The sequence below is a fragment of the Mesorhizobium amorphae genome, from assembly GCF_014843845.1.
In the GTDB taxonomy this organism is placed as follows: Bacteria; Pseudomonadota; Alphaproteobacteria; order Rhizobiales; family Rhizobiaceae; genus Mesorhizobium; species Mesorhizobium amorphae_A.
In genome coordinates this window covers 101,440-123,767 of record NZ_JHQS01000019.1, presented here as the reverse complement: position 1 = coordinate 123,767, position 22,328 = coordinate 101,440, and the positions used below count along the sequence as shown (strand labels likewise).

At 60.8% G+C, this 22,328-nt stretch carries 26 protein-coding genes and 1 pseudogene; 11 read left to right on the top strand and 16 right to left on the bottom strand.

What is annotated here, in order from left to right; genetic code table 11:
- Nucleotides 1–230: 230 nt before the first annotated feature.
- Entirely contained in the window at nt 231–1,244 is a 1,014-nt protein-coding gene (locus tag DH08_RS12630; RefSeq protein WP_192179619.1) for a putative sugar O-methyltransferase, read from the bottom strand.
- A 170-nt stretch (nt 1,245–1,414) separates the two neighbouring features.
- Between DH08_RS12630 and DH08_RS36195 the strand changes: the two are divergent.
- The 3 genes and pseudogenes from DH08_RS36195 to DH08_RS12620 form a co-directional block, all read left to right on the top strand.
- Nucleotides 1,415–1,617, top strand: a pseudogene (locus DH08_RS36195) (glycosyl hydrolase 108 family protein); the annotation flags it as partial.
- A gap of 57 nt (nt 1,618–1,674) precedes the next feature.
- Complete coding sequence (locus tag DH08_RS36190; RefSeq protein ID WP_246800797.1) at nt 1,675–1,827, top strand: hypothetical protein; 153 nt, start codon at nt 1,675–1,677, stop codon at nt 1,825–1,827.
- A gap of 34 nt (nt 1,828–1,861) precedes the next feature.
- Nucleotides 1,862–2,800, top strand: a complete 939-nt coding sequence (locus DH08_RS12620; RefSeq protein WP_192179618.1) for a bifunctional helix-turn-helix transcriptional regulator/GNAT family N-acetyltransferase — start codon at nt 1,862–1,864, stop codon at nt 2,798–2,800.
- 21 nt (nt 2,801–2,821) lie between these two features.
- On the opposite strand, the gene DH08_RS12615 is transcribed toward DH08_RS12620, so the two are convergent.
- Together DH08_RS12615 and DH08_RS12610 are read right to left on the bottom strand one after the other, a co-directional pair.
- Nucleotides 2,822–3,232: a hypothetical protein gene (locus tag DH08_RS12615; RefSeq protein ID WP_192179617.1), complete on the bottom strand. Its 411-nt coding sequence runs from the start codon at nt 3,230–3,232 to the stop codon at nt 2,822–2,824.
- A gap of 381 nt (nt 3,233–3,613) precedes the next feature.
- A complete protein-coding gene (locus tag DH08_RS12610; protein WP_192179616.1) occupies nt 3,614–4,447 on the bottom strand; it encodes an AraC family transcriptional regulator in 834 nt (277 codons plus the stop codon).
- 239 nt (nt 4,448–4,686) lie between these two features.
- Between DH08_RS12610 and DH08_RS12605 the strand changes: the two genes are divergently transcribed.
- Complete coding sequence (locus DH08_RS12605; protein ID WP_192179615.1) at nt 4,687–5,973, top strand: mechanosensitive ion channel family protein; 1,287 nt, start codon at nt 4,687–4,689, stop codon at nt 5,971–5,973.
- Between the two features lie 91 nt (nt 5,974–6,064).
- Here DH08_RS12605 and DH08_RS12600 read toward each other — a convergent pair whose 3' ends face one another.
- The 6 genes from DH08_RS12600 to DH08_RS12575 form a co-directional block, all read right to left on the bottom strand.
- Nucleotides 6,065–6,238, bottom strand: a complete 174-nt coding sequence (locus DH08_RS12600) for a hypothetical protein (RefSeq protein ID WP_246800796.1) — start codon at nt 6,236–6,238, stop codon at nt 6,065–6,067.
- Between the two features lie 89 nt (nt 6,239–6,327).
- Entirely contained in the window at nt 6,328–6,522 is a 195-nt protein-coding gene (locus DH08_RS12595) for a hypothetical protein (protein ID WP_192179613.1), read from the bottom strand.
- 150 nt (nt 6,523–6,672) lie between these two features.
- On the bottom strand, nt 6,673–6,858 hold the full coding sequence (locus tag DH08_RS12590; protein ID WP_192179612.1) for a hypothetical protein: 186 nt from the start codon (nt 6,856–6,858) through the stop codon (nt 6,673–6,675).
- A gap of 39 nt (nt 6,859–6,897) precedes the next feature.
- Nucleotides 6,898–7,113 carry a hypothetical protein gene (locus DH08_RS12585; protein ID WP_192179611.1) on the bottom strand — a complete coding sequence of 72 codons (216 nt, stop codon included), beginning with the start codon at nt 7,111–7,113 and terminating at the stop codon, nt 6,898–6,900.
- Nucleotides 7,114–7,136: 23 nt separating this feature from the next.
- On the bottom strand, nt 7,137–8,771 hold the full coding sequence (gene groL, locus DH08_RS12580; protein WP_192179610.1) for a chaperonin GroEL: 1,635 nt from the start codon (nt 8,769–8,771) through the stop codon (nt 7,137–7,139).
- Nucleotides 8,772–8,828: 57 nt separating this feature from the next.
- The gene (locus DH08_RS12575) at nt 8,829–9,164 is read right to left on the bottom strand and encodes a co-chaperone GroES (RefSeq protein ID WP_192179609.1); all 336 of its coding nucleotides are present in this window, start codon (nt 9,162–9,164) and stop codon (nt 8,829–8,831) included.
- Between the two features lie 494 nt (nt 9,165–9,658).
- Here DH08_RS12575 and DH08_RS12570 point away from each other — a divergent pair, with 494 nt between their 5' ends.
- The 6 genes from DH08_RS12570 to DH08_RS12545 all read left to right on the top strand — a co-directional run bounded on the left by DH08_RS12570 (nt 9,659) and on the right by DH08_RS12545 (nt 11,786).
- On the top strand, nt 9,659–9,919 hold the full coding sequence (locus DH08_RS12570) for a hypothetical protein (RefSeq protein ID WP_192179608.1): 261 nt from the start codon (nt 9,659–9,661) through the stop codon (nt 9,917–9,919).
- Complete coding sequence (locus tag DH08_RS12565) at nt 9,919–10,284, top strand: hypothetical protein (RefSeq protein ID WP_040583016.1); 366 nt, start codon at nt 9,919–9,921, stop codon at nt 10,282–10,284. Before DH08_RS12570 ends, DH08_RS12565 begins: the two co-directional genes overlap by 1 nt.
- 86 nt (nt 10,285–10,370) lie before the next feature.
- Nucleotides 10,371–10,613, top strand: coding sequence for a hypothetical protein (locus DH08_RS12560; protein ID WP_192179607.1), 243 nt, complete (start codon nt 10,371–10,373; stop codon nt 10,611–10,613).
- Entirely contained in the window at nt 10,610–10,930 is a 321-nt protein-coding gene (locus DH08_RS12555) for a hypothetical protein (protein WP_192179606.1), read from the top strand. The genes DH08_RS12560 and DH08_RS12555 overlap by 4 nt, the downstream gene beginning before the upstream one ends.
- Nucleotides 10,927–11,202, top strand: a complete 276-nt coding sequence (locus DH08_RS12550; protein ID WP_006203073.1) for a DUF1488 family protein — start codon at nt 10,927–10,929, stop codon at nt 11,200–11,202. Before DH08_RS12555 ends, DH08_RS12550 begins: the two co-directional genes overlap by 4 nt.
- Nucleotides 11,203–11,555: 353 nt before the next feature.
- The gene (locus DH08_RS12545) at nt 11,556–11,786 is read left to right on the top strand and encodes a hypothetical protein (protein ID WP_192179605.1); all 231 of its coding nucleotides are present in this window, start codon (nt 11,556–11,558) and stop codon (nt 11,784–11,786) included.
- A 52-nt stretch (nt 11,787–11,838) separates the two neighbouring features.
- On the opposite strand, the gene DH08_RS12540 is transcribed toward DH08_RS12545, so the two are convergent.
- The 5 genes from DH08_RS12540 to DH08_RS12520 form a co-directional block, all read right to left on the bottom strand.
- Nucleotides 11,839–12,879 (bottom strand): aminopeptidase, encoded by a 1,041-nt coding sequence (locus DH08_RS12540; RefSeq protein WP_192179604.1) that lies wholly within the window; start codon nt 12,877–12,879, stop codon nt 11,839–11,841.
- 664 nt (nt 12,880–13,543) lie between these two features.
- Nucleotides 13,544–15,265 carry a hypothetical protein gene (locus DH08_RS12535; RefSeq protein WP_192179603.1) on the bottom strand — a complete coding sequence of 574 codons (1,722 nt, stop codon included), beginning with the start codon at nt 15,263–15,265 and terminating at the stop codon, nt 13,544–13,546.
- Nucleotides 15,262–16,515: a sensor histidine kinase gene (locus tag DH08_RS12530; protein WP_192179602.1), complete on the bottom strand. Its 1,254-nt coding sequence runs from the start codon at nt 16,513–16,515 to the stop codon at nt 15,262–15,264. The genes DH08_RS12535 and DH08_RS12530 overlap by 4 nt, the downstream gene beginning before the upstream one ends.
- Nucleotides 16,436–17,830, bottom strand: a complete 1,395-nt coding sequence (locus tag DH08_RS12525; RefSeq protein ID WP_192179601.1) for an ATP-binding protein — start codon at nt 17,828–17,830, stop codon at nt 16,436–16,438. Before DH08_RS12525 ends, DH08_RS12530 begins: the two co-directional genes overlap by 80 nt.
- Nucleotides 17,827–19,155, bottom strand: a complete 1,329-nt coding sequence (locus DH08_RS12520) for a TRM11 family methyltransferase (protein WP_192179600.1) — start codon at nt 19,153–19,155, stop codon at nt 17,827–17,829. Before DH08_RS12520 ends, DH08_RS12525 begins: the two co-directional genes overlap by 4 nt.
- 200 nt (nt 19,156–19,355) lie before the next feature.
- On the opposite strand from DH08_RS12520, the gene DH08_RS12515 reads away from it, so the two are divergent.
- Nucleotides 19,356–20,003, top strand: coding sequence for a class I SAM-dependent methyltransferase (locus DH08_RS12515; protein WP_192179599.1), 648 nt, complete (start codon nt 19,356–19,358; stop codon nt 20,001–20,003).
- Between the two features lie 122 nt (nt 20,004–20,125).
- Here DH08_RS12515 and DH08_RS12510 read toward each other — a convergent pair whose 3' ends face one another.
- Together DH08_RS12510 and DH08_RS12505 are read right to left on the bottom strand one after the other, a co-directional pair.
- The gene (locus DH08_RS12510) at nt 20,126–20,962 is read right to left on the bottom strand and encodes an SLC5/6 family protein (protein ID WP_192179598.1); all 837 of its coding nucleotides are present in this window, start codon (nt 20,960–20,962) and stop codon (nt 20,126–20,128) included.
- 278 nt (nt 20,963–21,240) lie between these two features.
- The gene (locus DH08_RS12505; protein ID WP_192179597.1) at nt 21,241–22,215 is read right to left on the bottom strand and encodes a nucleoside hydrolase; all 975 of its coding nucleotides are present in this window, start codon (nt 22,213–22,215) and stop codon (nt 21,241–21,243) included.
- Between the last annotated feature and the right edge of the window lie 113 nt (nt 22,216–22,328).

The window sequence follows — 22,328 nt, the reverse complement described above, 5'->3', positions numbered from 1 at the left end:
TCTCGGCACTTGCGACGGTATCGTACTGGACCAATCTTGACGAGATCAGCGATTTCGACACGGCCGGCTTTGCCAATGAACGGCATTCGACGGCCGGATTGATGGACAGCGCTGCCGGGACGCTATCAGTCACGGTCGAGACCAGCGCCGCCACGGGCGGATCACTGGTGGTCGTGTCGTTCGCCGGGCTTTGACCGCAATCTGCGGATCTGCCAGCGCTCTCAGCATAGTCAATTTTTCGGTTTGCGAAGCAAGGTTTCAAAGAAACTCGACTGGACCTTCGGCAGCCGACGATAGACCCGGTGCCATCGCTCCAACGGATAGTCACCCTCGCGGATGATGATTCCCTCGAATGGTACCTTCGAGACTTTCCAGGCCTTGAGGTAGAAGTGTCCTTCTGGACGTACAAGGCGGTAGATCTCCGACAAGTAACATTCGATCTGGTCGATCCGCATTTCATGCAGGGATGAGATGTTGATGAACAGATCGACAGTGGAATCGGGCAAAAGTGAAAGTTGGTGAGGCAACAGAAAGGCAAGTGCGGATGCTTCGAATTCCTCTCGAACGGTTTCGAAATCGCTGAAGGGACGAAAGCGGAAATGCTTCCTGTCCGGAAACACCTGGCAGAGATATTCCTGGGCGACCCCGAGCGCAGGCGGGATATCAACCATGATGTATCTGACGGTCGGACGTAGCGAAGCAATGACGAACGCTGTTCGACCATAGCCGCCACCAAGCTCACAAATCGTACCCGCCGCGACTGGTTCGATCGATTTATATTCCAGGATTGAATTTGCGAGGTCCTGAGAAACAATTCCTCTGCCGATGCGGATAGCCGGCGGATTGCCGATTGATGGCTCCGACAGGGCCGCAATTTCTTCCGGAAATTCCTGCTCCGCATATTGCCAGACGAGCCGGGTGAGAAAGTTCAGGGCGAAGCCCTCGAGCAACGGAATATGGCGATGCTTGAAGGGAGACAGGACCCCAAGCGCGGCCCGGAGCGAGGCTGCGAGTGGAAGGTGGCCGACCAAAAAACGAATTTGAGGATCCCAAGGCAGAACCCGCATCCATGTGAAATAGTCCTTGGCTAGCGTCCGTTTGAAATTCGCGATGCCGGACGATGCTGTGCGCTCGGCATGTCGTCGGTTCAAGTCTTGCCAGAACTTCGAAGGCTGCATCTCTGCGGGGGCCGCCTTCATCTCATCGAACATCGCCCGCAGCGCGGCGCTGAAGCTGTCAGTCACAAGAATATCCTCCCCCACCGAGCGACAGTGCTTCAACAGAACAGAGAACACAACTTCCGAGATCGCTGAAGGTAAACGGCCATGGCGCAATCGGCGAACGGGCTTCGCTCGACAAACTGCTGGTGCATGAAGGCGGCTACGTCAACCATCCCAAGGATCCGGGCGGGCCAATAAGGGCGTCACCCAGCGGGTCTATGACGCCTATCGCAAGGGCAAGGGGCAAGACACGCGCTGGGTGAAAAACATCACCATGGGCGAGGTCTATGAGATCTACGACCGACAGTATTGGGACGCCTTCAAGGGTGACCTTCTGCCCGATGGCGTCGACTATGTCGTACTCAACGGCGCGGGCAATTCCGGTGTCAGCCAGTAGATCAAATGGCTGCAGCGCGCGCTCGGGCCGCTCTACAAGCGAGCCATCGACGGCGTCATGGGCTTTTCGACGCTTGATGGGCTGAAGGGCGTCAACAACCACGACGCCCTGATCGCCAAGATCTGCGACCAGCGGCTGAATTTCCTGCGTCATCTGACAACCTGCCCTGGGATGACGAGGGTTGTGGATTTACTTGACTACGTCAACTAAATGCCTGATCCTGTCCAGGACAGGAGAAAGCGCAATGACCATCCACGACCACCCCGGCAAGGAACACATCGACGCGGTGCGGGCCTTCAATCGCTTCTACACCCGCCAGATCGGTCTGCTCGACGAAGGGCTCTTGAAAAGCGCCTTCTCACTGACCGAGGCGCGGGTGCTCTACGAACTGGCGCATCGCGACGGCCTGACCGCCACCGACCTTGTCCGCGACCTTGCGCTTGACCCTGGCTATCTCAGCCGGTTGCTGAAGAAATTCGAGGAGCGCGGCCTGGTCGAGCGCGCCGCCACGGAGGCCGATGCGCGGCGTTCGTCGATCGCGCTGACGCCGGTCGGCCGGCAGGCCTTTGCGCCGCTCAACCGGGATTCGCACGACCAGGTCGCGGCCTTGCTCGATCGGCTGGCGCCGTCGGACCAGGACAGGCTGGTCAAGGCCATGCAGACGGTGCAGCGCCTGCTGGGTGGCGACAGCGCCGAGCCCAGAATTCCCTACATGCTGCGGCCGCTGCAGGTCGGCGATATCGGCTGGATCGTGCGTCGCCAGGGCATGCTCTACGCGCAGGATTATGGCTGGGATGAAACCTACGAGGCGCTGGTCGCCGAGATCCTCGCGGCGTTCGTCAAATCCTTCAACCCGAAATGGGAGCGCGGCTGGATCGCCGAGCGGGAAGGCGAGGTCGTCGGCTCGGTCTTTGTCGTGCGCAAGTCGGACGAGGTGGCAAAGCTGCGCCTGCTCTATGTCGAGCCTTCGGCGCGCGGGCTGGGCATCGGCAAGCGACTTGTCGATGAGTGCGTGAGCTTTGCCCGCGCCAGGGGCTACAAGACGATGACGCTGTGGACCAACGACATCCTCGTTTCGGCCCGCCGCATCTACGAGGCGGTGGGCTTCAAGCTCGCCGAGGAAGAGCGCCACCATTCCTTCGGCAAGGATCTGGTCGGCCAGAACTGGAACCTGGATTTGTAGCGCCTTCTCCCTCGGATGATGCTAGTGGCCTTCGACAATGCGGCAGGCGCGAAAACCAAAGACCCTGCCCATTTTTGCCGCCCGCAGCGCTTGGGTCAGCCGGTCGCTCAGGAAAAAAATGCGGATCAAGGGTGGGCTCACCCACAGATCGGGGCCTTCGAGTCCGGCTGAGCTGACGGCAACGTCATCGTCATGAAGGTTTGGCGGCATCTTCATGCGCCCAGTGCCAAACACCCTTACCAAAGGAGAGTACTCCCGCAGGAAAACATCCTTACGCTCGCCGATATTGAGGCAGAAATATTCGCCTTCGACAGGCGTCGTGCGGTCATGCTGGAAAAGCTTGATCGGGTAGAGCGAGGAATGGCCGAGATCGAATTGCCGCAGCACATCGGCGCAGGCCGCCGAGACCACCACCGCGCCCGCGGCAAGCACGAGATCCGCCTGTTTCTTTTCTTTCCGGTCGGGATACTTGGCGAAAATCTCCTTACATCCGTTCGCCGGTTTCGTTCAGCTCCGCCATCTGGCCAAGTCGCATCCCTGTCGGCAACGGATCAGCGGTGAACCCCTTGATCCGTGTTGAGTCCATGAAGGCGCGACTGGCCCAGACCCGTGCGTTTCGAGACTGCGTCATCGCGGCGATAAGCCCCTGGAATTCAGTTCCGAGCAATTCCTATCAAGTAACTTGTATCCAGGAAGGTTGCCAGCTTCGACATCAGTCTTCCTCAATATTTCATTTTGCTTGCGCTGCGAGGCCTCCGCCCTTCAGATGCGCACCTAAGACGTTTCGAGAAAACTGGACACTTTGAAACCCGGCTAGTCCTTCACCGGGATCCAGATCTCCAGCCCGCCATTGCCGCTGCGTGGATCGAATTCGGGGCCGTAGCGCTCGAACTCCGGCGCGTCCGCGATCTCGTGGCCGGAGGCCGGCAGCCATTTGTTCCAGATCGTGTTGACCGTGCGGCGGATGGTCGAGATGTGCTCGCGATGCGAGAACACGGCGTATTTCTGCGCCGGCACGCGCACTCGAAAAAACTCCCTTGGGAGGTCGGAGAAATCCGAGACCTCGACGCCGGCGATGTAGTCGAAATTGCCGGCATCGTCGCCGTTGACACAGACGCCGTAGGCGACCTCGCCGATCTCGCCCGGAATGTTGCCGATATAGGGACCGAAACGCTGCCACAGCATCGGGATCGCGGCGCTGCTCTCGCAACTGTAGCGTTCGCCGAGGCCGGCGATGAGGAAGGGCCGGCTGGTCTCGAAGCGCGGCGGCTCGAGGCTGGCAAGCAGGGACTGGTTCATCAGGATCGGCTCCACGAGATCGAGGTTGTCGAGGCTGCCTTGCGCGCGCACCAGTTCCGGCGTGGTGGCGAACTGGTCGCGGAAGGCGCGGGTGAAGGCCTCATGCGAGTTGTAGCCGGCGTCGAGCGCGACCGTGAGGATGTCGGGCGCGCCGGCGGCGAGCTTGCGCGCCGCTTCGCTCAGCCGCCGCGCCCGCATATAGCCCATCACCGAACGGCCGGTGGCAGCACCAAAGGCACGCGTCACGTGGAAGCGCGACACGCCGCTGCTCTGCGCGACATCGTCGAGCGACACCGCTTCCGGCAGATGGCTTTCGACGAACCACAGCGCCTTCTCGGTCGGGTTCATATTCTCCTCGCATTGGCCGGGATCATGCTGCCGTTTCCTGGCGCGGCCAGTTTGATCGAAATTGCGCAGTGCGCAAAATCGAAACGACGCTGGTCGCCATGGCGGTCATTTTTTCCGCAGGCCTTGCTGCGGTTGTTCCTCCGTCACCGCCCGCAAACCTGCCCCGGAGGTCAACTTGACCAATCACAAGGCCGACGACATTGTGGACGTGCAATTCGTAGCCAAGTGGTCGTGTGGCAATGGATTTTCGCGACGCCATCGATAGATCGCTGGCCTGGGCCGGCGGATGGTTCGACTATGCCGCCACGCCGTGGTTCGTCTATCAGGCCGCCATCATCGTCTCGCTGTTCCTGGTGGCGAAGCTCGCGGCGCTGCGGGTCGAGCCGCTGGTCGAGAACCAGGCACGCCAGATCAAGGGCCATCCCGGACTGCTGAGGGTCGTCATCGCGCTGCTGCGGCGCACCGACTGGATCCTGTTCACGATCCTGCTGTTTGCCGCGCTCAACCTGTTGCGCGCCATCACCTGGCCGAGCCGCACCCATCTCCTGCTCGTCGCGCTGCTGCTGTCGCTGGCGTGGCTGTTCGCGACCGTGCTGTCGCGCATCATCCGCAACCGCCTCGTCGCGCGCACGCTCGGCTGGCTGGCCTGGATCTACGCGGCCCTCGTCATACTGGGCGTCGGCGACGAGGCAGCCGCTTTCCTCGACAGCGTCGCAATCCCTCTGGGCGCGGTTCGCCTTTCGGCGCTGATGGTGCTGAAGGCGGCGCTGCTCTTGATCGCCACCGTCTGGCTTGCGGTGGTCACCGGCAACTACATCGATGAGCGCGTCCGCGTCTCCGAGGAGCTGACGCCGTCAATCCGCGTCCTCGTCGGCAAGGTCGCCAAGATCGGCCTCGTGCTGGTCGCCGGCGCCGTGGCACTCTCCGCCGTCGGTCTCGACCTGACGGCGCTGACGGTGTTTTCCGGTGCTGTCGGCGTCGGTCTGGCTTTCGGGCTGCAGAAGGTCGTCTCGAATTTCGTCTCCGGCGTGATCATCCTGCTCGACAAGTCGATCAAGCCCGGCGACACCATTTCGCTCGAAGGCACCTTCGGCTGGATCCGCGAATTGCGGGCGCGCTTTGTCTCGGTGGTGACGCGCGACGGCCGCGAATTCCTGATCCCCAACGAGGACTTCATCACCCAGAGGGTCATCAACTGGTCGTTCAGCGACAACCTCGTGCGCCTCGACGTGAACTTCGGCGTCTCCTACGATGCCGATCCGCACAAGGTCAGCGAACTGGCGATAGAGGCCGCGATCACCGTCGGCCGGGTCGACGCCGACCGGAGGCCGGTCTGCTGGCTGACCGACTTCGGCGACTCCTCGCTGAACTTCGTCCTGCGCTTCTGGATCCGCGACCCCCAGCAAGGCCTGACCAACGTGCGCGGCAAGGTGCTGCTGGCGCTGTGGGACACATTCAAGGCAAACGACATAAGCATTCCCTATCCGCATCGCGAGATCATCATGAAGCCGGCGGACGGGCGCTGAGGGTGTGGGCGCGGTGTTCACGGCCAAGCGGCGGCAGGGACGTCAGGATCGTCGGAGCCGCCGGCCTGCCGCCGGCGGGGACGTCGGCACATCAAATCAAACGGTTGCTTTCCGCAGTTTGACGCGCCCGCCGCACCGTGCCGTCGGTGTCGGCGATCTTTCGTCTTGCGGCTTCGTCGCTTCTGATCGTCAGCCGCTTCGACAGGACTTTGGTGGCCTCGACGATCGGCTCGACCGTTACGACCGGGGCGTCCGGGGTTTTCATGAATCTCATGCTTGTTGTCCTTTCTGGCAAAAAATGAAAGCAGGCGCGGAGCGGCTGTCCGCTCCGGCGCCTTATGCACGGCGACAAAGTTACTTTCGCACGACCCAGGCCAGCAGCGCCGATTCACAATCGGAGTTGCCGGTATAGTCACGGATCAAAAGCGCGGCGTATCCTTGCCACTGATCCTCGGGGATCCGATTTTCGATGACCGACGTTCTGAAGGCATCGCGCAAGATATTGCAGTCAAAAGTCGAGATCACATCGGCCGAATGATCATTGTCCATGATGCAGCTCCCATTTAGGGGGCGGGAGTACGGTGGACGCTCTCAAGCGCCGGTGCCCTTGTTCTGGCCGGCGACGACGGGACTGTACGCCCCCGACTGCCGGTTAGCGAATCATTCCGGCAGATTTGTCCGTTGGTGCATCAGCGCAAGTCAGCGGCCGGCCTCTTCCCGCCGCTTGAAGTCTTGATCGTTCAGCCGGCCGACTATCTCGTCCGCTTCGCCGGCATTGATGCCGACCATGACCTTGTGATCGGTTTCGGCGGGCTGGCCGGTGAAGACGTCGAAAACGGTCCAGCTGTCGGGATGGTCCATACGAAGCGCGTAGCGGTTTGCCATAGTCCGCGTCCTTTTCGTTTTCGCCCGCCACCGACCGGTTCAGGCCCGCACAATGAAAAACACTGCCGCCAGCACAACGACGGTCCACAGCACCACGCCCAGCTTCAAAGCCAGGCCCCCGTGTGAAGAGAGCCCGTCCCGCATGCTGGCAACGATGTTCTTCATGCTACTGGATCTGGCCGGCGTCGCCGCAACGGCGACCGGCGGCTTGACCCCAAGCCTGCCGAATACCGGAAGCAGTGTCGGTTCACGCACGGGTTTCTCCTGGCGCCAGGTTCTCAGTATCCCATTCCGCCCATGCCGCCGCCGCCGGGTGAAGGCGCGGCATCCTTGGCCGGAATGTCGGTGATCATGGCTTCGGCAGTGATCAAGAGTGCGGCGATCGAGCCGGCATCCTGCAGTGCCGTGCGCACCACCTTTGCCGGGTCGACGATGCCGGCCTTGATCATGTCGACGTAGACCTCGTTCTGGGCGTCAAAACCCTGATTGTGATCCTTGCTGTCGGAGAGCTTGCCGACGACGATCGAACCCTCGACGCCGGAATTCTCGGCGATCTGGCGGATCGGCGCCTCGAGCGCCCTGAGCACGATCGAGATGCCGGCCGTCACATCATCATTGGCGCCGGTCAGGCCCTTGAGCGCCGACCTGGCGCGCAGCAGCGCCACGCCGCCGCCCGGAACGATGCCTTCCTCGACAGCCGCGCGCGTGGCGTTCAGCGCGTCGTCGATGCGGTCCTTCTTTTCCTTGACTTCCGATTCGGTGGCGCCGCCGACGCGGATCACCGCAACGCCGCCGGCGAGCTTCGCCAGCCGCTCCTGCAGCTTTTCCTTGTCGTAGTCGGAGGTGGTTTCCTCGATCTGGCCCCTGATCTGGGCGATGCGCGCCTGGATGGTCGCCTTGGTGCCGGCGCCGTCGATGATCGTGGTGGTGTCCTTCTCGATCAGCACGCGCTTGGCGCGGCCGAGCATCTCGATGGTGACGTTTTCGAGCTTGATGCCGAGATCCTCGGAAATCATCTGGCCGGCGGTGAGCACGGCGATGTCTTCCAGCATCGCCTTGCGGCGATCGCCGAAGCCCGGCGCCTTGACGGCCGCGACCTTGAGGCCGCCGCGCAGCTTGTTGACGACCAGCGTCGCCAGCGCTTCGCCCTCGACGTCCTCCGAGATGATCAGCAGCGGCCTGCCGCTTTGCACGACGGCTTCGAGGATCGGCAGCAGCGCCTGCAGATTGCCGAGTTTCTTTTCGTGGATGAGGACATAAGGGTCCTCCAGTTCGGCGCGCATCTTGTCGGCGTTGGTGACGAAATAGGGCGAGAGATAGCCACGGTCGAACTGCATGCCCTCGACGACGTCGAGTTCGGTGTCGGCGGTCTTGGCTTCCTCGACGGTGATGACGCCGTCATTGCCGACCTTGTCCATCGCCTTGGCGATCATCGCGCCGACGGTGGCGTCGCCATTGGCGGCGATCGTGCCGACCTGCGCGATCTCGGCCGAGGATTTTACCTTCTTGGCCCGCGCCTTGACTTCCTTGACCACGGCAGCAACGGCCTGGTCGATGCCGCGCTTGAGGTCCATCGGGTTCATGCCGGCAGCGACCAGCTTGGCGCCTTCGCGCAGGATCGAGGCGGCCAGCACCGTGGCGGTGGTGGTGCCGTCACCGGCAAGGTCGTTGGTCTTCGAGGCCACTTCGCGCACCATCTGCGCGCCCATGTTCTCGAACTTGTCGGTGAGCTCGATTTCCTTGGCCACCGTCACGCCGTCCTTGGTGATGCGCGGCGCGCCATAGGCCTTGTCGATGATGACGTTGCGGCCCTTGGGGCCGAGCGTCACCTTGACGGCGTTGTTGAGCAGCTCGACGCCGCGCAGCATGCGGTCGCGGGCATCGGTGGAGAATTTGATTTCCTTGGCAGACATGATTGTTCATCCCGTTCGAGTATTGGAGTGGGCGGTTTTACCGTGAGGCCAGCCCGGTCAGGCGGCCTTCTTGGAAGCCGCGGTTTTCTCGACGTCCATCCCGCTCTTGTCGATGACGCCCATGATGTCGGCCTCCTTCATGATCAGCAGGTCTTCGCCGTCGATCTTGACCTCGGTGCCCGACCATTTGCCGAACAGGATGAAGTCGCCGGCTTTCACATCGGGCACGATCAGCGCGCCGCTTTCGTCGCGTGCGCCCGGGCCGACGGCGATCACTTCGCCTTCCTGCGGTTTTTCCTTGGCATTGTCGGGAATGATGATGCCGCCCTTGGATTTGGTGTCGCCTTCGGCGCGGCGAATGACGACGCGGTCGTGGAGTGGCCGGAATTTCATGGGAAACTTCTTTCTGGGGCCAGCATAGGCGGCCGCTACCCCTGATATAGGCGCGTTGGCACTCGATAGATAGGAGTGCCAGAATTAATTCTCGCGAATGTCCAAGAAATCGAATGAAATAATTCGAGACGCGCAGAAAATCATTCGCATTGGAGGAAAACTTTCTGCCGCCGTGATTTTCGCGGACGCTGATTTGTTATTTCAAAGGAGAAATAAAAGGGCGCCGCGACCTTGTTTGCAACTCAATTGAGGCGCATATGTAAAGCTCGTTGATTTGGTCGAGTTGGCTTTGTGTCAGAGCCCCGCCATTCACCACCGAATTCTCGAAAACGAGTGCATGCGCCGGTCCGGCGCACATTTCGTTCCGTTCGAACCCTGGAATGAAACCGACGCTGACCACGGATGTACTGGCAGCGTCGGGCATCGTCCCGGCGGTTCGAGTGGGAATGATACGGAAAGGCGCAGGCGCGCGTTTCCGCGGAAAGCCGCAATTCATGACCAGCCGCACCACACCGTCAGTCGTTCGCTTCAGGTCGGCGTTTTCGCTGCCTGGCTTTGATGCGCCGCAACCACCCGGAGAGTATCGCGTCGATCATGACGAGGAAGCCCTCGAAGGGGCTTCGCTGATCGCATGGCGCCGCGTCGCCACTTTCATTCACCTGCCGGCGATCTCTGCCGGCGGAGCCACGCAGCAGATGGTGCCGATCGAACCGGCATCGCTTGAAGCCGCACTGGAGCAGGACCAGAGACAATGATGAGAACGACCACCCTGATGCAACGCAACGCACGCCCGGTCCGCCGCGAAGCCGCAACGCATCTCTTTGCCGTCGGACAGGCTGTCCGGCTGAAGGGCGGCTTCGGCACGTTTCCAAAGACCGCGGAAATCTACCGCATCACAGCCACGCTGCCGCCGAGAGGAGACTCGCTGCAATACCGCATCCGCAGCGACGGCGAACTTCATGAACGGGTGGCGACGCAGGACAGTCTCGAACCGGTCGACACGTCGCCCGGTGACACCATAACGCTCATCGAAAGGACGTTCGACCATGTCAAAGGGACAAAAACGCTCGAGCCGGGAGATCAGGAAGCCGAAGCAGGAAAAGGTCCTGCCCAAAGCTGAAAGCGTGTTCGGCACCCAGACCAGGCTTGCCGCCAACATCAGTTCGCCGCGCGGCAAGGGCAAGAACTGACGCTGCGAGACGGACGATGAAGATCCTGATCGAATTCTATCGCACCCGGGAAGCGGACGATGCGCATGCCCTGATCGGCCGCGAGACCGTGGAAGCGGCCGACCTCGACGATGCGATCGAAATCGCCAGGCTTCTGGCCAGGACCCTGAACATGCCGCAGCGGCCGGACGCCATGACGATCGCCGACGCGAACGGCGCAGCACTCTATTCGGGCGCTCTCGCCACGCAAGCGGTCAATGCGGAAAGGCCAGCATCATGAATGCCCGCAACACCGAAACCGATCGGCAGCGCAATGCCGCCGCGCTTTGGATCTGGGAAAACGAGGGTGGCGCGCCGGGACGCGACTTCACGAATCGTCAATATGGCCGCCGCGTCGAAGCGGATCGTTCCTGGACCGTCTATCACGTCTTCACCGGTATTCCGGCGCATGAGGACGGCGTTGCGATGACCGGACTCAACCGGTCGGATGCGACGCGCAGCATGTTGTCCCTCAACCAGCGCAATGCCGAGCGCCGCAGGGCGCGGGTTGCCGCGCCGCCAATTGTCCCGTACGAGACAGCAGCGGGCCAGTCATGACGCTCTCGTTTCCCAACCCCAGCCGCAGCTTCGACGAAACCCGCAACGCCGTCCGCTTCACTGGCCATGACGGCATGTTCGAAGTGCGCTTCTTCGTCGAGATCGAGGCGCTGGCAAAATCCGACAGCGCCCTGGCCGGGACAGCGGCGTCGGAAACAAAATACCTGTCAGCCTTCGACACCTTGCGATCATCCATCCACAAGGTTGCCGGTAAAGCCTATTCCCGCGACCGCCGCAGTTCCTACACCCTGACTGCCGCCGATTTCCGGTAGGCATGGCGCCGTATCAGGAACGTCTGTGGTCGTTCAGCGACAACCTGTTGCGCCTCGACGTGAACTTCGGCTCTCCTACGACGCCGTGACAAATGTTCCAAGAAGATCCTGCTCGACTGCGCGACCTCGGTGGAGCCGACGGTGACGGGTGGCGACCACCGCGATCGCGGCCGAGAATGCCAAGCAACTGATGGGGAAGTGAGGGGCGATTAGAGCCCACCACTGAGGTTGATACGCAAGGCCCCTTCCGGGGCCTTGTTTGTTTGGGCGCTGTGCACTGACGATCTCACCGGTATCGGCGGAGCCGCGAATCTGTGTTAAGCCGCCGCTCCACCAACCAAAGGACGACACCTGTGAGCGAAACGACTGTGGCCCAGGCGACCGAAAGCATCTATGCCTCGCTGCGGGCGGACAATGCCGACATCGACGCGCATATCGCGACGCTCAAGGCGGCGCTGTCACGAGAAGGGCTAAAACAGGCGGTGTTCGATCCGACCAAATTGGTGCAGAACAACCGCGCGGGCCGCAAGTTGATGCAGGCCTATTTTCGGCAGCGCGGCGTGAGCGTGAGCTTTTCGGAATAGCAGAGCCGCGCCCGTAACGGGCTCGCGCGGCCGGCCGCCTTGCTCGTCAAAGTCAGTGACACGTAGCCGCGGTCTTCAACGCCTGGACGCGTGAAGGTTCGGGCAAATTCGCGATTTGTCGAACAGCAGCGTAGAACCTTGGATAATCGCCGGAGCACAAGTCGAACAGGCGAAGAAACGCCGGAACCTGTTCGCCATAGACAGCAGTCGCGGCGAGCTTTGCGTTGTTGATCGGGGCATCGAACCAGGCGTCGTAGCCCCGGTATCCGGCCCATCGCTTGTCGCGCATCTGCCGGTAGCGCGTCCGCAGCCTGTCGATTGTGGCTGCTTTGGCAGCGGCCATCTGTTCCGCGGCACGGGGACTTCCATAGACCTGCCTCAACTCATCCCGGGTTTTCGATATCAATCCGAGAAAATCCGCCTTGCGCTTGCGATCGATCTCGTAGCTGCGCAAGCCGGCGCGATTGCCGGTGGCGCGGAGCCATTTCCTGACGCCGGTGGTTTCGACAGCAACCGCGAAAGCCTCGTTGAATGCGGAATCGTCATCCACATAGATGCGCTGATGCGCCAGTTCATGAAAGATGAGGCTTGCGAGATAGGTGACATCCTGACGGAGCATGGTGCTTAGCAGCGGGTCACTGGACCAGCCCAGTGTGGAATATGCGGTGATGCCTGTGACGTAAACGTCCAGCCCCTGCCTATGAAGTTCGATAGCGTTTTCAGTCGCGGATTTCCGGGAAAAGTAACCCCGGTACGGAACGCAGCCGAAAACCGGAAAGCACTCTGTTCGTGGCGTGAGCGAAAATTGCGGCGCGGCAAAAACAGCCCAGGTGACGGCGTCCCGACCGATGTCCACATAGCTGCGGTAGCTGTTGTTGTCGGGCAGTGCCAGTTCATCTGTCGCAAAGCGACGTATGGCGCTCGCCGACGTCAACTTGGCGCGCAATGCCTCTGGCGTCGAAGGATCATGGACGAGCCTTCCGACATTTTTCCGCGCGGCCATGATCTGCACATGACCCTCCAACGACTGCGCGTAGTAGGAAATGGTTGTGCAGCCGGTCACGCCGGACGCCATGATGACAGCGGCAAGCATTCGAAAAACGCGCTTCACAGCTTGCCCACCGCTTGCTCATCCCCCCACGGAGCAAATGCCCCCCGTGTCTCAAACAGGCGCACCAATTTTCGTCAAGACCTGGAGGGGCAGGGGCGGACTTTCGACTTTGGCAGGATTGGCAAGGCAGCCATTCGCCTGCAGGGGCGGAGTCGGCTAGATACGGACTGTCAATGGGATGCCATTTTCCCCCAAGCTGCCCGTCCGCTTGCGGCCCAAAATGCGACATTCAGTTCTCGGAGGAAGCGATCGAGATGTCGAAGAAAATCCTGCGACGGTGACGGTGGAGGCCACGGCGATCACGGCTGAGAGTGCCAAGCAGATGATGGGGAAGTGAGGGCGACTAGAGCTCGCCACTGAGGTTGATACGCAAGGCCTCGGAAGGGGCCTTGCTTTTTTGGGAAGGCTGGTCCTGCTAAGAATGGCTGCTTTCGCCCAAAAGAGACTTTACCTCCTGCTCGGTGAATAGCCGCTTCGCGCCTCAACTCGGACGTAGAGTCCGATCTTGGGGTCGCCCGAACGCACGTCGTTGGTGCATCCCTCGTATAGTGGGGGCCTGATTCGAAAGCAGATCGCTACTAGCATATCAAGCAACTGAAACAGTCTCTTTCGCGTCGACCGTTGTGTTGCTTCCGGCCGGCCCCGGCTAGGCGACGGCAGCGTTATCGTCGATGTAGTCGATCTCGAACGCGTGCCTGCTCATGCGCCCAAGATAGCTGTTCAGTAGGGCTGTCGCATAGGGCATACGAATTCGCCCGGTCCGCCTTAACGGCCATACGATCGCCCGTTCATTTTGGGAATGCTTGACGGTACCTTCCTTGATTGCATTAAACCCTTCGGGTGCGGCAAAGACCAGCCGAAGCGGTTCGTCATAGTGGCCGTCCACCTTCTTCTTCAAGGCTTTGCTGAAGCCAGCATACTCGAGCCACAAAGACGTTCTGTCGTCATAGATCGCAGATTGGCCGTCCATCAAACCCTCCGGCTTCGTCTGATCACGATCGACCCTGACGCAGCCGTCCGATCTGAGCGTCGCGATATCCAAAGTCGCCAGCCGCACAGGAGCAGTTTCTCTCAGATCACAGTACCAGCGCTTGCCCTTGAGGGAGAAGGGCAACTTGTAGTGACTTTCCACCGGCTTGACGTTGGGGGAAAGCGGCCGCATGGCGACCAAAGTCGCCGTCTCCAGTCCTCGCTTGCCATCGTTGCGCAGGGCGATGTCGCAGGGGGCGGCTAGCAGCACAAACCACGTTGAATTGTTCCCCATCGTGCCGAACACATCCCCGCACGCCAACTGCGAGTAGCTTGCATTAAGGAATTTGCCGTCCTCCCAGACCTCAGCTTCATGGAAAGCGGCAAGTCTTTTGTCAGGCTGCATTTTCGTCGCCACTAGCGGAATGCCGCGCAACCGTCGCAAGTTGCGAGCGACCGCCTGTGCTCTGTCATCGCTGGCAAAAAGTTCCCTGATGCCCTGGGACAGGCGAGCCGTAACCGCCCGCTCGATGACGTGGGTTTCCGAGACGCCCTCGTTGTATGCCTTCTCGACCGCGAACTTCTCGAATTGCTCGGGTGCGATCCGCGTGAGGTCCCTCATCGCTTCCTCGAACGACTTTTTGACGACGTCACGGGCGGATCGCAGAACTTCGTGGATGTTCTTCCGCACGCCGGCGCGCTTGATGGCAATCCGCAGCGCCTCCTCGATATCGTAGTCACCGTCATCGTTCGGGCCAAACCGCGTTTTGGAAACCACGCAAAGCGGAACCTCGACAGAATCCTTCTGAAGCAGCTTGAGAAACGTCTCCTCCTTTGCTGCTTCAGTCTCCACGGTAGCCTCATGGGTCAGGATAAACGCTGTCCCTTTCGATCCCATTTCGTGCAAGGCACCGACGACATCCAAGCCCGTGGTGTCGTCGACATTCCCACGGCTCGCCTTCAAATCAATCATGTAGCAGACGCGATCGTCTCCATCCTTGCACAGGGCCTCCAGCTTCGCCTCGTGTTCTTCGAAGGGCCATCTGTCCTCTGGAGCGACGCCGAGAATGTCGCAGACCTTGCTCACTTCGTCCGCGGTCAACTCCTTAACGGCACCGGGTTCTTTTTTGTCCTCCTCGGCGAGGTATTGTGCGAGGATTTCGTCGCGACGGGCTTGCCCTGCGTCAGTCAACGCTTGCACGGTGTGGTGGAGCGCCACCACTTCGTCATAGGCAAATAGGTTTACTGCCTCAACCAACTCCGGGAAGTTGCACGCTTTGGTCGTTTCGATGTTTTGCGTCAACATCTTTCCCAGGGACTCGGCAGTTTGGTTGAAGTGGTCGTCTATCCACACCACTCGCTTGACGCCTAGGCAATCCAAGGCCTCCGAAACGTTCATCGTGCTGCACCCCCGCTCAACACGGCCGATAGATCGACCACGAATCTGTATCTTCTACCCCGAGAATTCCTCTGCTCGGATAGCATCGCGCGACACCCATCAATGTCCAGCAATTGGGACACGATGAAAAGGCCCAACCCCTGCCCAACGTTGCCATCCGGCTTGGTCGAAACGAACATCTCGAACAGGGATTCCTCTACCTTCTCGCTGACGCCGGGTCCTGTGTCCCAAATCGCAAAACCGGTCGGTAGAATCTCGAACTCGATCATCCGGCTGGGTGACGCGTGCTGCTCGACATCGGTGTGTCGCAGCCAATAGATGCTGTTCTGAACCAAATTGTCGACGACTTGGAGGAGCCTCGACCTATTCATCCGCAGGACCGTGGAGGCGCGAACTGATACTGCCATGCCGATTCCGTACCGCGCCATTGAGGGCTTTCTGCCGGCGATGTACTCGCCAACGAAGCTCTGTAAGTCGATCTCCTCCTTCACCGCGCGGGAACGGGGAAGCATCGGATCGATCAATGAAGCCGAACTCGATATCGCCGAACAGGCCCCACGGATTGCGCGCAGCATGGGCTGCACTGAGGCGCCGGTCTCCGATGCTTTCTGGATTGCATTCGTCTGTTGACGGATCTCTGTCAGGTGGGTGCGAAGTTCGTGCGCCAGACCGCGTGCACTCAACCCAACAGCGGCACTCTCGAACAGCGAGATCATCTGGTCGCGCTGGTTGTCTATATCGTCTCGAATGCGCCTAAGACTCCCGAGCTGCTCTACGGTCGGCGCCAACTTCTCTTTAACCTGCTCCATCGCGCTCATGGCGGCGCTCGCCAAACGCACAGCTTTTGCCGTGCGCTCGTCAACTGCATCCATGTCGATACCTGCCAGATCGCGGTGCAGATCGATGGTCTGCTTCTCCACGAGGTCGCGGACTGCCGATGTGTCGGCGATCGTTTTCTGAAGATGCGCCACCGGATCGGCCGGACGACCAGATGCTGTCGCCTGCGCCTGTTCCTGCTTCTTCGCATATTGGTCGACGGCGCGCCGTACGTTCTCCATGGAGTCGCTCGCAAATTTCCGGCAGGCCCGAGCGATTTGTAAAAATCCACGGTAGGGCGCATTCTCAACAAAGCCTTCGCGGTCCGATTTCTCGGTGAGTAGAAAATTGCGCTCACCGGTCAGAGCGAAGTATCCCAAAGTGTTGTCGACGCGCAGACCGTAGGTGCTTCCGGAAGTCATCTCCGAAGCCATGTTGAGCCAATCGCCAGGAGAGCGCACCCGAAAGCCGTCCCGCAGGATCGAGATGCCCGCCATGTCCTTCACGAGCTTGCGCGTGACCGTAGTTCCAGTATGACCCAGTGTCGTCGCCCAAATCGGTCAGGTGGAAATAGTTGAAGACACCAGTGAATGGTCCTGGGTCCTCCTGCGCCTCGTCCTGCTTGGCGATAATCTCGCTCCAGGTGAAGGACTGGTCGAGCTCGATGAACCAGGGCGCGTTCTCCTTATACGGCTTTATTTCGTATCCTCTGAGGCGGCCGATCTTGGTCAGGGACTCGTGGAAAGCCTTCCCGCCATCGGCGCCAAACGCGAGTTCGGTCTTGAGTGTCTGGCGCACGCTCTTGTTGCCAGCAAGGAGGCTCTTCCGAAATCTTGCCTTGGCCTCCAGGCGCGAAGAGCCTTGGGCATCGGACACCCATTTAAAATCGAACGTCGCAATCGCTCTCGACAGCACGTCGTTCGTCACCGCGACGAGTGAGTGATCCACATCATCGACTGTGATCGCGACCGGGAATGTGGAAGTTGCTTCGAACGGCGAGATCAATCGAGCCAAGCTGCGCGCAATTGCCTCCCCACGGTTAGGCTTGCGCCATTCCGCGAGATCGCGAAGCCCCAGCACCGAAACCTTGGTTCCTTTGAAGCCCTTGTTATTATCGAGGGTCGTCACGTTGACAGGTATCTGGTCGACGGTCTCGGCTGCCTCGCAGTCGCCCCATCGAAAAATGGCTCTGGCCAATTTGGCCTCAGGCGACTTCGCGGTTTCGATGACGAGGATGTCGCCCAGCCGCATGGTGCCCAGCCGCCCGACGCCCTTGTCGCCGAGCGGGGTTCTACCTTTCGCTGTCTTCGCCTTCGGTCCGTTTGGCGAACGCTTTTTGGAGCCGCTGATCACCAACCACGTATTCTTCAGTTGCTCCTCGTCGAGTCCGTCGCCGGTGTCCTCGACCGACACGATGCCAGTATAGGCCAACTTGCGGACGATCTGGTCGTCGCTGTCGAAGGTTAAGAGGTCAAAGGGCTTCCCATCTGCTCGCGAGAAACTCACCGCGACGTTCTCCGCCGGAGCGGAGAAGCGGAGAAGCGCAGATGCCGGTCCAGTCCCTACGACACTGCCTTGCTCACGGGTGTCGATGTCTATGCGACATCCTGGAGAGTCCGCGTCGTAGGAATTCTTGACGCACTCGAGAATCGCCTGCTCGACATCGGTGACCAGTTCGCTGCCCAACTGAACCAGAACGTGCGAGCCCACGCGAAGCTGCGGCTGCCCCTTGACCTCCAAGTCGTTCATGCGAACTCGACCACTACGGTATTCTCGGTCGTTATCATCTCGCCCATGTTGTTCTTGGATGGCATCCTCTTGTTTGGTAGGGTCCTGCGCAGAGAGGTTACTGGGCGAGCGCCGAGATAGCACAACATCTCTCGGCAGATCGAGTCGAACGGGATAGGTCGGCCGGCGGCTCGGCGGTTGCCTGTAGTGAACGCCCAGTGCGCGCGTCCGGGCAGATGATCGCGGATATGGCACATCGCATCAAAGAAATCGGCCATGAAAGATGCGACCTTCCGGAGATCCTTGACGATGGGATGGCCTTCAGGACGATCGAGAAGCGCATCTAGGCTGGGCGAAACGCCGCGAATGCGATCTGCTCTGTCCACAGCCCCCCTTAGCGATCCACCGAGGCTGGCGCTGTCAAGCGCGTGCGTGTTCGAGATGAATCCTCCCAATTCCAACGGAAGGTCATCCTCTGGTATCCAGCACAGTGCCAAATAGGAGAATTGGCCGTAAGGGATGGTCGTCTGGTTGTCGCCATAAGGGGGCGAGGTGACCACGATGGTGTGCTTACCATCGTCGTTGGCGAAGCCGACTGACCGCACGTCGGCGCAGTGGACTTTGGCCGAGGGTTGCGCATTGCGCCCTTGGATCAGGCGTTGATAATGACCGGCCCTGGCGAGCGTGTTGGCAAGGTTCTCACGAAAGATCGGCTGCACGTGGTTCGAGGCAACGAGAGAGTCGTCCCTTCGCGCGTGCAGCTTGTATGTGCTGGTACGGCTGTTAGAGCAAAGACGTATGGTCTCCGCGAAAACGGTCCAGAATACCTTCCGCGCGCCCTGATCCTCGACCTGCAGGATCGACCGCCGAATGCGGGATAGTTCCTGCGACGTCGCTGGGGTGAACCACTTGGCAAGGCCGGCAAAGCCCACGTCCACCGATGAGCCGACGTCGGAGGAAAGCGCGCTGAGGAGCACAGTGGCGGCCAAGTCAAGGTTGGCACCAGCATCGATTACTATCTTGGCTTCGCAGACGAGGACTGCCAACGGATTGATGTCGCAGCCCGTGAAGTCCAGCCCACGAAGCAATGATTCGGTCAGGATCGTCCCCGATCCAACGAATGTGTCCACTATTCTGCAGGGTGTAGCTACATGATCCACGAGAAGTTCGATAATGTCGCCCTGCATGGATGGCACCATCATCGCCGGATAACGCAGAATCGAATGGAGGTTCGGCCGGGAGTGACTTCCCGTTACCGCCCAGTTATCGGCACGCTGCTGCTGGAGGTCTCCCAGTCGTTGCGCCAGTGTCATCTGATCAATCATCGGCTCCGCAATGTTGTGCATATATCATCGCCCGGTTGCATAAGACCAGGCGATTTTTGAAAGCTGTGTAAATAAGTCTCCGCCATCGGCAGGCCCGCTATCGGATATGACTCGTGGCCGCGTGGCCAGCTCCCTGCCAGGATTTTGAATGCCGGCCCTGGCCGATTACCTTGCGTTCAGCTCCACCATGTAAGTCTTCGAAATCCCGGGGGCGCACGTGAATGCTGGACAACTACGAGATCGACCGGTTTGGCGTGATCCACCAGATCGACGCCACGCCGATCAAATACGACAAGCAATATATCTCCTACTACGAGGATCTGAGCGACCGGACCATCAAGCTCGGCTATCAGCGGCTTGGTTGGGTGCTGGGGATCACCGGCGAGATACCGCGGTCGGTGCTGGAGATCGGCTATGGCACCGGCACCTTCGTCGAGGCCGCCAAGATTACCGGGGTTGCCGACTGCGCTGGCTGCGACATCACCCGGTTTCCGCTGCCCGCGGGTGTGCGCTTTGTCGATTGGGAGGAGGCGCTTGCCGGCTCGTGGGATCTCGTCGCCATGTTCGACGTGCTCGAGCACATCCCGGATCTCGGTTTCCTCGCCCGCCTTCAGGCCCGCCATTTGGCCATCGCCGTTCCCTATTGCCGTTGGCGTGAGCTCGGCGCCGATGGCGATGCGTGGTTCCGGACGTGGCGGATGCGTCTGCCCAACGAGCACCTGCACCATTTCGACCGTGACTCGCTGGTGGCGCTCCTCGCGCACCACCGTTTTGAGTGCGTGACGCTGAACAGCTTCGAGGACGGAATCCGGCTGCGGCCGCGCGAAGCGGGGCCGAACATTCTGTCCGGCTTTTTCAGAAAACTATAGGCCGGTTTCCTGTGCGGCTGCGCTCAGGCCGTGGCCGGGCAGGCCGCCGGCCGGGTGCCGGGCAGGGCGCCTTTGCCGCCATGCTGGCGCGCCCTACTAGGCGCGCCTGGACGCGGTCGGGATCACGGCGTGGTTGTGAACCCGCACTGCTTCTGTTCCATCTCGATCTGCTTGGTGATGCGGATGGCGTTCTGGGCGTAGGCCTCCGTTACGGTGCCGCTGTTCACGGTCTTGTCCTTCAGCGGACTGACGGCCGCGCAGAGGTGGAACACATGCTCGGTGTCGGACTTCGCGGCTCCGTTTTCCGGCGCGATCCAGTACACGACATCCTGACCGGCGGGGTGTGCCGGGTCCTTCGTCGCCGCAGCCACCGCGGCGGAGTCGGTGGCAATCGCCTGCGCCTGGGCGGCGACCTCGGGCGAACAGGCTGTGGTCGGCTGCCCCGCCTTGATCTGCTCCGCGCACGTGTTCATGTCCTGCGTGTACTGCTCGACCGATGGGGGTTGGTAGCTGACCCCGATCAGCGTCGCCAGCACGGCCAGCACAGCGCCGACGCCGCCGGCAACCTTCTTGCTCTTCGGGTCCATGTTCTTGTCGTTGAGGATCAGGAGAACCAGCGGCAGGAAGGCAATCAGCGTGATGATCGCGCCGAGCTGGTTCTGGACGAAGAACCTGAATGTCTCGGATTCGCGGGCCGGATCCTTCCTGTTGGCCGCCTTCCAGAGCAAGCTGCCGGCGATAGCGAAAATCGCGATCCCGACCAGAATGCCGATCAGCAGCGGCAGGTTTCCCTGGTCGAACTTGTGCCGGTAGAGCAAAACAACCCCGGCGATCTCGCCGCCAATGGCAACGACCCACGAGAGCGCAGCGAACAGGCGCAGCCGCGTGGCGCCGGACTTCTGGCCCTGCGTTGCTTGCCAATCCTTGGTAACGTCAGTGGTCGGCTTGTTGTCGGTCATGACCAGGTCCCCCGGTATCGACACTTTTGCAGGGCGGCGTCAAATCGAAAGGTCAACCCGCCCGGCGCAGCGTCATTGAACAAACGTTTTCGTCGCCTGCCTTGGCGACGAAAGCGCCACAGCAGACCATATCCCCATCCTTATTGCGCATGATTGGATTCGTCCATAGCCACGGGGGCAGACGCCGATGGCGATGCGTGGTTCCGGACGTGGCGCATGCGTCTTTTGGAAAACTATAGGCCGGGTTCCTCCGCGGTCAGGTCATGCGGAAGAGGGGGTCACCCTTTGCCCTTCGTCAACCTTTCCAGCGCATCCACAATCAGATCGCAGAACTTCGGATGGTCGAGCTTCATCGCCACGGTGTGGCGGAAGTCGACCTGCTCGCTCGCCGTGCCGCCGAAATGGCGCATGCCGGCCATCTTCTCGAAATTGCAGACCGTCATGCCCTTGGTCCAGCGGCCGGCAAGCTCGACGCGGATATCGGCCTTCTCGGTGGTGAAGACGGTCCGGTCGATCATGGCCGCGACGCAGCATGCGTCATGGACGGCGGGATACTCGATCTGCAGCAGGCCGCCATGCGTAGTCGCGATGAACGCCCAGATATCGAGGATGAACCTGGCGATCGGGCCGCCGACGGCGCGCACCCTGTCCTGCAGGTCCGGGGTGGCCTGCGCCTGGTGGGTGAGGTCGAGCCCCACCATGGTGACGTCCCATTTGGCGCGGAACACCACGTCGGCGGCCTCCGGGTCGGCGTAGATGTTGAACTCCGCCGCGGGCGTGATGTTGCCTCGCGAAAAACTTCCGCCCATGGCGACGACCCGCTTCACCCGCTCGACGATGCGCGGGTCCTTGCGGATGGCTAAAGCGATGTTGGTGTAGGGACCGACCGGCACCAGCGTGATCGTCTTCGGCTCGTGCGCCATGACCGTGTCGATGATGAAGTCGACGGCATGCCGCTTGTCGACCTCGAACGAGGCGGGCGGCAGCACGGGGCCGTCGAGCCCGGTATCGCCGTGGATCTCGACGGCCAGCACCTGATCGACAATCAGCGGACCGGGAGAGCCCTTCGCCACCGGCACCTTGATGCCATAGGCGGTGCAGACGGAAAGCGCATTGCGCGTGGTGTTCTCGACATTGTGGTTGCCCGAAACCGTGGTGATGCCGAGAAGATCGATGTTGGGGTTGCCGGCCGCGAGCAGAATGGCAATCGCGTCATCATGCCCAGGGTCGCAATCCAGGATGATCTTTTCCATGGTGGCACCTCTTTTGCCGGCCGAGCCTGTCGGGACAAGAGACTGGCATGCCTGCGCCGTCAAGGTTCTGGTGCTCAGCCGACGTAGTGCCACGCCGCTCCGCCGACGCACTG

Bases quoted from the DNA above. Each gene is read 5' to 3' on its own strand.
- DH08_RS12600 (WP_246800796.1), bottom strand. From the start codon at position 6,238: ATGAAAACCCCGGACGCCCCGGTCGTAACGGTCGAGCCGATCGTCGAG.
- DH08_RS12550 (WP_006203073.1), top strand. From the start codon at position 10,927: ATGACGCTCTCGTTTCCCAACCCCAGCCGCAGCTTCGACGAAACCCGC.
- DH08_RS12530 (WP_192179602.1), bottom strand. From the start codon at position 16,515: ATGGCTTCGGAGATGACTTCCGGAAGCACCTACGGTCTGCGCGTCGAC.
- groL (WP_192179610.1), bottom strand. From the start codon at position 8,771: ATGTCTGCCAAGGAAATCAAATTCTCCACCGATGCCCGCGACCGCATG.
- DH08_RS12590 (WP_192179612.1), bottom strand. From the start codon at position 6,858: ATGGCAAACCGCTACGCGCTTCGTATGGACCATCCCGACAGCTGGACC.
- DH08_RS12515 (WP_192179599.1), top strand. From the start codon at position 19,356: ATGCTGGACAACTACGAGATCGACCGGTTTGGCGTGATCCACCAGATC.
- DH08_RS12520 (WP_192179600.1), bottom strand. From the start codon at position 19,155: ATGCACAACATTGCGGAGCCGATGATTGATCAGATGACACTGGCGCAA.
- DH08_RS12555 (WP_192179606.1), top strand. From the start codon at position 10,610: ATGAATGCCCGCAACACCGAAACCGATCGGCAGCGCAATGCCGCCGCG.
- DH08_RS12620 (WP_192179618.1), top strand. From the start codon at position 1,862: ATGACCATCCACGACCACCCCGGCAAGGAACACATCGACGCGGTGCGG.
- DH08_RS36190 (WP_246800797.1), top strand. From the start codon at position 1,675: ATGGGCTTTTCGACGCTTGATGGGCTGAAGGGCGTCAACAACCACGAC.
- DH08_RS12610 (WP_192179616.1), bottom strand. From the start codon at position 4,447: ATGAACCCGACCGAGAAGGCGCTGTGGTTCGTCGAAAGCCATCTGCCG.
- DH08_RS12510 (WP_192179598.1), bottom strand. From the start codon at position 20,962: ATGACCGACAACAAGCCGACCACTGACGTTACCAAGGATTGGCAAGCA.
- DH08_RS12595 (WP_192179613.1), bottom strand. From the start codon at position 6,522: ATGGACAATGATCATTCGGCCGATGTGATCTCGACTTTTGACTGCAAT.
- DH08_RS12540 (WP_192179604.1), bottom strand. From the start codon at position 12,879: ATGCTTGCCGCTGTCATCATGGCGTCCGGCGTGACCGGCTGCACAACC.
- DH08_RS12565 (WP_040583016.1), top strand. From the start codon at position 9,919: ATGAGAACGACCACCCTGATGCAACGCAACGCACGCCCGGTCCGCCGC.
- DH08_RS12605 (WP_192179615.1), top strand. From the start codon at position 4,687: ATGGATTTTCGCGACGCCATCGATAGATCGCTGGCCTGGGCCGGCGGA.
- DH08_RS12535 (WP_192179603.1), bottom strand. From the start codon at position 15,265: ATGAACGTTTCGGAGGCCTTGGATTGCCTAGGCGTCAAGCGAGTGGTG.
- DH08_RS12560 (WP_192179607.1), top strand. From the start codon at position 10,371: ATGAAGATCCTGATCGAATTCTATCGCACCCGGGAAGCGGACGATGCG.
- DH08_RS12570 (WP_192179608.1), top strand. From the start codon at position 9,659: ATGACCAGCCGCACCACACCGTCAGTCGTTCGCTTCAGGTCGGCGTTT.
- DH08_RS12575 (WP_192179609.1), bottom strand. From the start codon at position 9,164: ATGAAATTCCGGCCACTCCACGACCGCGTCGTCATTCGCCGCGCCGAA.
- DH08_RS12505 (WP_192179597.1), bottom strand. From the start codon at position 22,215: ATGGAAAAGATCATCCTGGATTGCGACCCTGGGCATGATGACGCGATT.
- DH08_RS12525 (WP_192179601.1), bottom strand. From the start codon at position 17,830: ATGAACGACTTGGAGGTCAAGGGGCAGCCGCAGCTTCGCGTGGGCTCG.